9 protein-coding genes are annotated in these 10,109 nt (G+C 70.3%); 4 read left to right on the top strand and 5 right to left on the bottom strand.

From position 1 onward, the window contains the following. Nucleotides 1-455, bottom strand: a 455-nt coding sequence (locus RMP09_RS21985) for a CoA transferase (protein WP_310568109.1), incomplete at its 3' end; no start/stop codon positions are given. Between the two features lie 29 nt (nt 456-484). Then, complete coding sequence (locus RMP09_RS21980) at nt 485-1,426, bottom strand: hydroxymethylglutaryl-CoA lyase (RefSeq protein WP_310568108.1); 942 nt, start codon at nt 1,424-1,426, stop codon at nt 485-487. Nucleotides 1,427-1,530: 104 nt separating this feature from the next. On the opposite strand from RMP09_RS21980, the gene RMP09_RS21975 reads away from it, so the two are divergent. After that, nucleotides 1,531-2,487: a LysR family transcriptional regulator gene (locus RMP09_RS21975; protein ID WP_310568107.1), complete on the top strand. Its 957-nt coding sequence runs from the start codon at nt 1,531-1,533 to the stop codon at nt 2,485-2,487. Nucleotides 2,488-2,519: 32 nt separating this feature from the next. Here the strand turns inward: RMP09_RS21975 and RMP09_RS21970 are convergent, their stop codons facing one another. Further along, a complete protein-coding gene (locus tag RMP09_RS21970) occupies nt 2,520-4,514 on the bottom strand; it encodes an aconitase family protein (RefSeq protein WP_310568106.1) in 1,995 nt (664 codons plus the stop codon). Between the two features lie 101 nt (nt 4,515-4,615). Next, nucleotides 4,616-5,581, bottom strand: coding sequence for a YafY family protein (locus RMP09_RS21965; protein WP_310568105.1), 966 nt, complete (start codon nt 5,579-5,581; stop codon nt 4,616-4,618). A 177-nt stretch (nt 5,582-5,758) separates the two neighbouring features. On the opposite strand from RMP09_RS21965, the gene RMP09_RS21960 reads away from it, so the two are divergent. Continuing rightward, complete coding sequence (locus RMP09_RS21960; protein ID WP_310568104.1) at nt 5,759-6,406, top strand: LysE family translocator; 648 nt, start codon at nt 5,759-5,761, stop codon at nt 6,404-6,406. 33 nt (nt 6,407-6,439) lie between these two features. On the opposite strand, the gene RMP09_RS21955 is transcribed toward RMP09_RS21960, so the two are convergent. Beyond that, nucleotides 6,440-7,333 carry a LysR family transcriptional regulator gene (locus RMP09_RS21955; protein ID WP_310568103.1) on the bottom strand — a complete coding sequence of 298 codons (894 nt, stop codon included), beginning with the start codon at nt 7,331-7,333 and terminating at the stop codon, nt 6,440-6,442. 113 nt (nt 7,334-7,446) lie between these two features. On the opposite strand from RMP09_RS21955, the gene RMP09_RS21950 reads away from it, so the two are divergent. After that, nucleotides 7,447-8,142 (top strand): haloacid dehalogenase type II, encoded by a 696-nt coding sequence (locus RMP09_RS21950; RefSeq protein ID WP_310568102.1) that lies wholly within the window; start codon nt 7,447-7,449, stop codon nt 8,140-8,142. A gap of 77 nt (nt 8,143-8,219) precedes the next feature. After that, nucleotides 8,220-10,109 (top strand): malate synthase G (locus RMP09_RS21945; protein WP_310568101.1); only part of this gene is annotated, 1,890 nt, incomplete at its 3' end.

Below are 10,109 nucleotides of genomic sequence, written 5' to 3'. Positions count from 1 at the left end.
CCCATCATCTGCACCACCTCGTCGAGCGCGGTGCGGTGGTCGTAGGGGCCGGGCAGAAAGCCCTTGTGGCTCACATAGATGCAGCGCGGATTCACCTGGCTCAAGGCTTCGTAATCGAGCCCGTATTTCTTCATGGTGCCGGGCTTGAAGTTCTCGGCCACCACGTCCGCACTCGCGGCGAGCTTGCGCGCCACCGCCGCGCCCTCGGGCGTGTGCAGGTCGATCGCGATGCTCTTCTTGTTGCGGTTGAACATGGGAAAGAAGCCCGCGCCCGATCCCAGCAGGTGGCGCGTGCGGTCGCCATCGATGGGCTCGACCTTGATGACCTCGGCCCCCATGTCGGCCAGCACCATGCCGCAGGTGGGGCCCATGACCATGTGGGTGAATTCGACCACGCGCAGGCCCTTGAGCGGCTGCGGGGCGGTGGAAGCGGGGGCGGTGGACTCGTCGTTCATGGGTTCGGATGCGGTGTTCGGGGCGCCCATCATGCACACACCATCGTGGGGGTCTGCCCGGCGGGCAACATCGTCTTGGGCAGACCGGCTTTCCAGATGCTGCCGGCCAGGGTCTCGCCTTCGAACCACTGCGCCACCTCGGTGCGCAGCGCGAGCAGGCGGTCGAAATCCAACCCGGTGGGCTGGCCCATGCTGGCGAACAGGTAGGCCAGGTCTTCGGTGGCCACGTTGCCGCTGGCGCCGGGCGCGTGCGGGCAGCCGCCGATGCCGGCCAGGCAGGCGTCGAAGCGGGTCACGCCGGTCTGCCAAGCGGCGTAGACGTTGGCCAGGCCCAGGCCGCGCGTGTCGTGGAAGTGGCCGCAGCACAGGCGCTCGCCCACCAGGGCGCGGGCCTTTTCAAACAGGCGCTGCACCTGGGCCGGGTCGGCGTATCCCACGGTGTCGGCCAGGCTGACGCGGTCGGCGCCGGCGTCCAGCAGGGCCTGCATCAGGCGCAGCACTTCGCTCTCTTTCACCTCGCCCTGGATGGTGCAGCCGAAGGCCGTGCCCACGCCGCCTTCGATGATGCAGGACGAACCCGTGGCGTCACGCAGGGCGCGGATACGCGCCACCTCGGCCACCACCTCGTCGGGCGTCTTGCGCAGGTTGGCCAGGCTGTGCGCGTGGCTGGCCGACAGCGGCATCACCATCAGGTGCGCGCCGGTCTCCAGCGCGCGCTCGGCGCCCTTGAGGTTGGGCACCAGCACGGAGGTGACCAGCCCCGGCAGGGTCTTGGCGAAGGCCACCAGTTCGGCGGTGTCGGCCAGCTGCGGCAGCAGGCGCGCCGGCACGAAGGAGCCGACCTCAATCTCGCGCTGGCCGGCTTCATAGGCCTGGCGAATCCAGCTGAGCTTGTGTTCGGTGGGCAGCACGCGGGCGATGCTCTGCAGGCCGTCGCGCAGGCCCACTTCGCGGATCGTGATGGTGTTCATGTGTCGTCTCCAGTCCGGATCTGTCCGAGTAGGTGGAGTTTAGGATTCACCAAAATGCCGTAAAGCGGTATTTTGGAACCCGAAACATTCCCAAATGGAACACCATGCGCGACCTTGACCTGACCAGCCTGCGCCTGTTCGTCGCCGTGTGCGACACCCGCAACATCGCCCGCGCCGCCGCCGACGCCAGCCTGGTGGGCAGCGCGGTGAGCAAGCGCTTGGCCCAGCTGGAAGAGCAGTTGGGCACGCCGCTGCTGGTGCGCCGCCGCCACGGCGTGGAGCCGACGCCGGCCGGCGAGAGCCTGCTGGAGCACGCGCGCGAACTGCTGCTGGGCGCGCAGCGCATCGAACGCGACATGGCCGCGTTCGCGGCCGGGGTGCGCGGCCAGGTGCGGGTGCTGGCCACGGCGTCCGTCATGGCCGAGCAGCTGGCCGACGACGTGGCCGACTTCCTGGCCATGCCCGAGCACGAAGGCATTCGCGTGGAGCTGGAGGTACGCACCAGCCCGCAGGTGGTGCAGGGCATCCGCGACGGCGTGGCCTCGCTGGGCATCTGCTGGAAAAGCCCGCACGGCGCCGACCTGCGCGGGCTCGACAGCGCGCCCTACCGCGAAGACCGGCTGGGCCTGGTGATGCCCGCCAACCACCCGCTGGCCGGCCGCGAGCGGCTGCGTTTTGCCGAGGCGCTGGACTGGGACTACGTGGGCCTGCCGGTCAACAGCGCGGTGCAGGCGCTGATGGTGCGCGCCGCGGCCGAGATGGGCCGGCACCTCAAGTACCGCATGATCGTGACCGACTTCGAGGCCGCGCTGCGCGTGGTGCGCACCCAGCTGGCGATCAGCGTGATCCCGATGGAGGTCGCGCTGCCGCGCGCGGCGGCCTATGGCCTGCGCGTGGTGCCGCTGGATGAGCCCTGGGCCGAACGCGAGTTCGCGATCTGCTTTCGGGGCGCGGGAGCGCTCACGCCCGCGGCGCGGTTGCTGCTGGAGCACTTGAGCAACACACCCAGCCCAGGCCAGCGCGGAACCGGCTCTGCCGGGCCGCAGATGGCGCCCCCTTGAGGGGGTGACGCCGAAGGCGGCGCGGGGGTGCTTCATGCTCTTTGTTGCAGCTCGGCGAACGACACCAGCTCGCCCGCGATGGCGCTGGCCGCCACCGTGGCCGGGCTGGTCAGCCAGACCTGGCCCGGGCCGCTGCGGCCGGGGAAGTTGCGGTTGATGGCGCTGATCGTCACTTGCGTGGCCTCGGTGGACGAGCCCGGACCGCAGTTGGCGCAGGCGCCGCAGGCCGGGGCCAGCAGCTGCGCGCCCACGGCGTCGAACGCGGCGAGGTAACCCCGCTGCTCGCAATACGCGCGCACGTCGGCGGTGCCGAACTGCAGGTACAGCGTCACGCCCTCGGGCACCTTCAGCCCGCGCGCCGCGGCCCAGGCCAGCACCGCGTGGTAGGCGTCGAAGTCCTCGCGTTTGCCCGCGGTGCACGAACCGCCGTAGACGATCTGCGGCTTCACGCGTTCGCCCAGTTCGGCCAGCGGCACGCCGTGGCCGGGGTCGCCCGGCCGCGCCACCATCGGGCTGAGCACCGAACAGTCCACACCGATCACCTGCGCATACGCCGCGCCGGGGTCGCTGCACATCCAGGGCTCTACACGGAAGTCCACGCCGCGGCGTTCGCGCAGGAAACGCACGGTCTCGGCGTCGGGCGCGACCAGGCCGGTGAAACCGCCCAGCTCGGCCGTCATGTTGGTCAGCGTGGTGCGCTCGTCGGTGGACAGGGCCGCCACGACAGGCCCGGCGAATTCGAACACCTTGCCCACACCGGCGCCGGCGCGGATGTCGGCACGCGCCAGCAGGTGCAGCACCACGTCTTTCGCGCTCACGCCGGCGGGCAGCACACCGTTCAATTCCACGCGCAGCACCTCGGGCACGGTCAGGCGCACGGCGCCGGTGACGAAGGCGTTGGCCATGTCGGTGGTGCCCACGCCGAAGGCCACGCAACCCAGCGCACCGCTGTGCGGCGTGTGCGAATCGGTGCCCACGATCAGCTGGCCCGGCAGCGCGTACCGCTCGGCCACCAGGGCGTGCGAGATGCCTTCGGAGCCCGCACCCCAGACGGTGCCTTCGGGGTCCAGCGGGTCGCCGGCCAGGTAGCCGTGCTGGCGCAGGCCGTGGCGCCGCACGAAGGCGCGGTGCGCCCGCGAGAGGTGGCGCGCGTGGCCCAGCAGGTTCTGCCCCAGGTGCACCGGGCTGCGGTCGGCGTAGGACAGGTGGTCTTCGAACGCGAGGATGCTGCCGGGGTCGTGCAGCGCGAGGCCGTCGCCGAAGCTGTGGTCCAGCAAGTGGGCGCACATGCCGGTGTAGTACTCGTGGATGAAGCGGCGGTCGGCGCGCACAAAGGCTCCCTGCCCCGGCACCAGCGCATCGCCGGTGTCGGGCGTGGCGAGCAGGTGGCGTTCAAGGATTTTCTGGAACAGGGTTTTCGGGGCAGCTTCGTGCGGGGGCAGCGGCACGGGCGCCGCGCCGGCCATGCGCGCGCGGCCGAAGCGCAGCAGCCCGCCGTGCCGCAGGACGCTGGCGGCCAGCGCATCGCGCCCGGCCACCAGCTCGTCCAGCGGAATCGGCTCGCCGCGCTGGATGCGCTCGACCAGGCTGAAATCGGTCGAGGTGAACAGGCCCACGTTGTCGGCGTTCTGGCGGTAGATGCGCTCGAAGCTCTCGGCGATCACCAGCCGGATGCCGGCCGCGCGCTCGGCCACCGGGCTGTGCTCGCGCGACGAGCCTTTGCCGTAGCGCGCGCCCGCCACCGTGACGACAAAGCGCCCCTGCCGCACCGCGTTGACGCCGATGGGCAGCTGGTCACCGGCCTTGAAGCCCACGTAGGGGTGGCGGCCCAGCTCATCGTCGAAATGCACCAGCACCGGGATGGGCGTGATCTCGTCGGTGGACACGCTCTCGCGCAGCGGCCCGGCCTCGACCAGCGCCAGGTCGCGCCCGGCGAGCTGGGCGGTGACCAGGGCCGGATCGGTGCTCAGGAACAGCAGGCGGCCGTCGAAACGGAGGGTGTCGGTCGGTGCAGGCGCGTGGGACATGGCAGCGCACTCTAGGGGCGGTCCCGTCGCAGCGCCAGCGCCGGTTCGGCACAGGGGGCATGCCGTGGCGCGATGTCCGGAAAGACCCTGAGCGTCTGCGCCTAGGCGTACAGCGCCTGGGTGGCCGCCAGTTGCTCGCGCAGCGCCCGGCGCAGGGCCACGGGCGCCAGCACCTCGACCTCCGCACCGAAACCCAGCAGGTGGCGTGCGCCGTGTTCGATGGACTCAATGGACAGCAGCACCACGGTCCAGCCTTCGCGCGCCGGGCCGGCCGGTGCATCGGGCACACGCGCGAACGGCGTGCGCGCGTTCAACAGCCAGCCCATGGCCCGCGGCGACACGGCCACGCGCACCTGCAAGCGCTGCAGCCCGGCCTCGAACCGCGCGGCCGACGCCTGCCAGTGGTGGGCGAGGTCGAAGCCGGCCGGGCGTTTGAAGCGGGTGCCGGTGGTGCGCAGCGACCGGATCGCGCCCAGGCGGTAGGTGCGCGCCTCGGTCCTCCCCTGGGTGCGCGCCGCCAGGTACCAGGTGCCGGCCTTGAGCACCAGGCCCAGCGGTTCGAGCACGCGTTCGGCCTGGCCGCGCCAGCTTTCGTAGCGCACGGCGATGCGCTGCGCCTGCCACACCGCCTGGGCCACCTCGCGCAGGTGGTCGGGCGTTTCGCGCACGCGGTACCAGTCCACCGGATCGATGTGCAGGCGCGCGCCCACGCGGTCGGCCTGCTCGCGCCATTCGGGCGGCAGGCTGGCCACCAGCTTCAGTCGTGCCGAGGCCGCTGGCGCGCCCAGCCCCAGGTCGGTGGCGGCGCCCGGCAGGCCCGCGAGCAGCAGCGCCTGCGACTCGGGCTCGGTCAGCCCGGTGAGCTGCGTGCTCCAGCCCTCGCGCAGCTGAAAGCCCCCCTGGCGCCCGCGTTCGCCCCAGATAGGCACACCGGCCGCCGAGAGCTGGTCGATGTCGCGCAGGACGGTGCGCACCGACACCTCCAGCGACCGCGCCAGCACGGGCGCGCTCAGGCGGCCCTGCGCTTGCAGGAGCATCAGGATGGACAACAGGCGGCTGGCTTTCATGTCAGTGGCGCCCGGCCGCCCGAAACCGCTGGTGCGCCCCCTCGGGGGGCAGCGAACGAAGAGCGCGTGGGGGTTGTTTCATCCTGGGTTTTGGGGGCGGCGTTCTCATACATGACATGAGGTGGCATGTTATGGCAGGCACCATGGCCCCACCTCAACAAGACATCCGCCCACCCCATGACATGGTTCACCCTGGCCCACACGGCCCACCTCTGGCTGTTCTTTCTGCTGGTGCTCGGCATCATCGCGCTGCCGGGCATGGACATGGCCTTCGTGCTCGGCAGCACGCTGGTGGACGGTCTCAAAGGGGGGCTGGCCGCCATCGCCGGCGTGGTGGCCGGTGGGGTGGTGCACACCGCGATGGCCAGCCTGGGCGTGGGCCTGGCGCTGCAGGCGGTGCCCGGCCTGTTCCCCCTGCTGCTCAGCGCCGGGGCGCTGTACCTGGTGTGGATCGGCGGGTCGCTGGTGCGTGGCGCAGCGGCGCTGGGCGAGCTGGGTGCCGCGCCGTCACGCCCGCTGGCCGCGACCTTCCGCCAGGGGCTGCTGACCTGCCTGCTCAACCCCAAGGCCTACCTGTTCATGGTGGCGGTGTTCCCGCAGTTCGCGCGCCCCGAACACGGCCCGCTCGCCGCGCAGGCCGTGGCGATGGGGGCCATCATCGCGGCGACACAACTGGCGGTCTACGGCGCGGTGGCGCTGGGCGGTGTGCACGTCAAGGCCTGGCTGCGGGGCAGCGGGCGCACCCAGGTCTGGGCCGGTCAGGCCGTGGGCGGGCTGCTGGTGGCCGGCGGCCTGTGGACGCTGTGGCAAGGCTGGATGCACTGAGGCCTTCCACCCCACCGCCCCCCGCGCAGCGGGTCAGGCCGGCGCCCGCAAGGCCTCGATCAGCGCCTGCACCGCGCGCAGCCGCGGCGTCTTGCGCAGCGCGTACACGCACAGCTGGCGCTCCGCCCAGGCCTCGTCGAGCGCGCGGCGCACGAAACGGCGGGTGCCGGCGTAGGCCGAGGCGGCGCTGGCCGGCACGACCGCGATGCCCAGGCCCGCCTCGACCATGCGGCACACCGCGTCGAAGCTGTTGACGGTGACCGCAAACGAGATAGGCCGGTGCAGCGCGGCGGCGCGCTGGCTCAGGGTCTGGTGCAGCGAACCGCCGACCTGCACGCCCACCAGCGGGTGGTCCAGCACCTGGGCAAAGCTCAGCGTGCGCTGGCGCGCCAGCGGGTGGCCGGCGGGGAGAACGACCATGAGCGGGTCGTCCGCAAAGGCCCAGGTCTCGATGCCCGGCGGCGCGTCGGTCTGCACCGCCACGCCCACGTCGGCGCGGTCGTCCAGGCAGGCGCGCAGCACATCGGCGGTGTTGCCTTCTTGCAGGCGCACGCTCACGCGCGGGTAACGCCCGTGCAGCGCCTGCAGGCGCTCGGGCAGGGCACCGATCACGGCCGAGGGGTTGGCCCAGAGGCGCACGGTGCCGGCCACCTCGTCGCCCAGGGCCTGCACGTCGCCGGCGAGTTGCTGCAGTTCGTGGTCGATGCGTTCGGCCCGGGCCAGCACCAGGCGCCCGGCGTCCGTCAGGGCGATGCCGCGCGGCGAACGCACCAGCAGCGCCCCGCCGAGCGCGGCCTCCAAGTCGGCCAGGCGGCGGCTCAGGGCCGAGGGGGCGATGTGCTCGCACGCGGCGGCGCGGGCGATCGAGCCTTCGCGCGCCACGGCGGTGAACAGCTGCAGGTTGTAGGCGTCGAGCGGGCGGGACATGGCGCTTGCCATGATAGGTCGCGCTGCCGCCGGATGATTACATCCATAAAAGTCACAGATAAACCCAAAAATAGCCGACGAATCAAGCCACAAGTCTCGAATACAGTGCGGGCATGGAAAAACCTCGCGCGGTGCTCTTTGACGCTTTTGGCACGCTGTTCGATGTCTACAGCGTGGGCCTGCTGGCCGAACAGCTGTTCCCCGGCCAGGGCGCGCGGCTGGCCACCGTCTGGCGCGACAAGCAGATCGAATACACGCGCCTGGTGACCACCAGCGACCACGGTGCGCACTACCGCCCGTTCTGGGAACTGACCCAGGCCGCGCTGGCCTACGCGATCAAGCTGGTCGAGCCGGCGGCGCGCGGCGACTGGGCGGCCTACGAGGCCAGGGCCACGCAGCTGATGAACCAGTACCGCAGCCTCAGCGCCTTCCCCGAAAACCGCGAGGTGCTGCAGGCGCTCAAGAGCCGCGGCATCGTCACCGGCATCCTGAGCAACGGCGAGCCGCAGATGCTTGGCATCGCGGTGCGCAGCGCCGGGCTCGACGGCCTGCTCGACCACGTGATCAGCGTGGACGGCATCCGCAAGTACAAAACCCACCCCGACGCCTATGCGCTGGGCGAGCAGGCCACGGGCCTGCCCCGCCGCCAGATCGTGTTCGTCAGCAGCAACGCCTGGGACGCGCTGGCCGCGACCTGGTTCGGCTACCGCACGCTGTGGGTGAACCGGCAGAATCTGCCGTTTGAAGAGCTGGACACCCAGCCGACCCGCACGGCCACGAACCTGCGCGATGTGCTCGAAATGCTATGAACACCCCCCTGCGCCGCTTCGCGTCTTGACCTGACGCCCCTCATTGCCACTTGTTTTGTTTTTCTAGGAGTCATTCGATGTCTGATCGCACCCAAGTCCACGGTCTGCAGGTTTCCACCGACCTGTACCAGTTCATCAACGAGCAGGTCCTGCCCGGCACCGGCGTGAGCGCCGAGAGTTTCTGGAAGGGCTTCGACAGCATCGTGGCCGACCTGGCCCCGAAGAACGCCGCCCTGCTGGCCGAGCGCGACCGCCTGCAGACCGAGCTGGACACCTGGCACAGCGCCAACCCCGGCCCGGTGCGCGACATGGTGGCCTACCGCCAGTTCCTGGAAACCATCGGCTACCTGGTGCCCGAGCCCAGGAAGGTCAAGGCCACCACGAAGAACGTGGACGACGAGCTGGCCACCCAGGCCGGCCCGCAGCTGGTGGTGCCCATCCTGAACGCCCGCTACGCGCTGAACGCCGCCAACGCGCGCTGGGGCAGCCTGTACGACGCGCTGTACGGCACCGACGTGATCAGCGAAGACAAGGGTTGCGAGAAGGTGGGCAAGAAGGGTGGCTACAACCCCAAGCGCGGCGCCAAGGTCATCGAATACGCGCGCTATGTGCTCGACCGTTGCGCCCCGCTGAAGAAGGGTTCGCACGTCGGTTCGACCGGCTACAAGGTCAACAAGGACGGTGAGCTGGTCGTCGGCCTGGCCGAAGGCGGCACCAGCAAGCTGGCCGACAAGGCCCAGTTCATCGGCTTCCAGGGCGAGGCCAAGGCCCCCAGCGCCGTGCTGCTCAAGCACAACGGCCTGCACCTGGAAATCCAGATCAACCGCGCCACCGCCATCGGCAAGAGCGACGCCGCCGGCGTGAGCGACCTGGTGGTCGAAGCCGCGCTGTCGACCATCCTGGACCTGGAAGACTCCGTGGCCGCGGTGGACGCCGAAGACAAGGTGCTGGCCTACCGCAACTGGCTGGGCATCCTGCAGGGCACGCTGGTCGAGTCGTTCGAGAAGGGCGGCAAGACGCTCACGCGTGGCCTGAACGCCGACCGCGAGTACACCGGCGCCAACGGCAAGACCGTGCGCCTGCACGGCCGCTCGCTCATGTTCGTGCGCAACGTGGGCCACCTGATGACCAACCCCGCCGTGCTGTGGGGCGCCGAAGGCAAAGAGATCCCCGAAGGCATCCTGGACGCGATGGTCACCACCACCATCGCCATGCACGACATCAAGAAGAGCAAGAAAGACGCGATCCGCAACTCGCGCAAGGGCTCGGTCTACATCGTCAAGCCCAAGATGCACGGCCCCAAGGAAGTGGCCTTCGCCTGCGAACTGTTCGGCCGCGTCGAGCAGGTGCTGGGCCTGGCCGACAGCACAGTCAAGCTGGGCATCATGGACGAGGAGCGCCGCACCTCCGTCAACCTCAAGGCCTGCATCGAAGCCGCGGCCAGCCGCGTGGCCTTCATCAACACCGGCTTCCTGGACCGCACCGGCGACGAGATGCACACCGCCATGCAGGCCGGCCCCATGATCCGCAAGGGCGACATGAAAAGCAGCGCCTGGATCGCGGCCTACGAGCAGAACAACGTGCTGGTGGGCCTGTCCTGCGGCCTGCGCGGCAAGGCGCAGATCGGCAAGGGCATGTGGGCCATGCCCGACCTGATGGCCGAGATGATGAAGCAGAAGATCGGCCACCCCAAGGCCGGTGCCAACACCGCCTGGGTGCCCTCGCCCACCGGCGCCACGCTGCACGCCCTGCACTACCACCAGGTGCTGGTGTCCGACGTGCAGAAGGAGCTGGAGAAGGTCAAGGCCGACAAGCTGCGCGACGACCTGCTGACCGGCCTGCTGACCGTGCCGGTGAGCGCCAACCCGAACTGGACCGAGGCCGAAAAGCAGGCCGAACTGGACAACAACATCCAGGGCATCCTGGGTTACGTGGTGCGCTGGGTCGACCAGGGCGTGGGCTGCTCC

The sequence above is a fragment of the Hydrogenophaga sp. genome (assembly GCF_031426985.1).
Classification (GTDB): Bacteria; Pseudomonadota; Gammaproteobacteria; order Burkholderiales; family Burkholderiaceae_C; genus Hydrogenophaga.
This window is presented reverse-complemented; position numbering and strand designations above follow the sequence as displayed.

Bases quoted from the DNA above. Each gene is read 5' to 3' on its own strand.
- RMP09_RS21950 (WP_310568102.1), top strand. From the start codon at position 7,447: ATGGAAAAACCTCGCGCGGTGCTCTTTGACGCTTTTGGCACGCTGTTC.
- RMP09_RS21965 (WP_310568105.1), bottom strand. From the start codon at position 5,581: ATGAAAGCCAGCCGCCTGTTGTCCATCCTGATGCTCCTGCAAGCGCAG.
- RMP09_RS21960 (WP_310568104.1), top strand. From the start codon at position 5,759: ATGACATGGTTCACCCTGGCCCACACGGCCCACCTCTGGCTGTTCTTT.
- RMP09_RS21980 (WP_310568108.1), bottom strand. From the start codon at position 1,426: ATGAACACCATCACGATCCGCGAAGTGGGCCTGCGCGACGGCCTGCAG.
- RMP09_RS21975 (WP_310568107.1), top strand. From the start codon at position 1,531: ATGCGCGACCTTGACCTGACCAGCCTGCGCCTGTTCGTCGCCGTGTGC.
- RMP09_RS21970 (WP_310568106.1), bottom strand. From the start codon at position 4,514: ATGTCCCACGCGCCTGCACCGACCGACACCCTCCGTTTCGACGGCCGC.
- RMP09_RS21955 (WP_310568103.1), bottom strand. From the start codon at position 7,333: ATGTCCCGCCCGCTCGACGCCTACAACCTGCAGCTGTTCACCGCCGTG.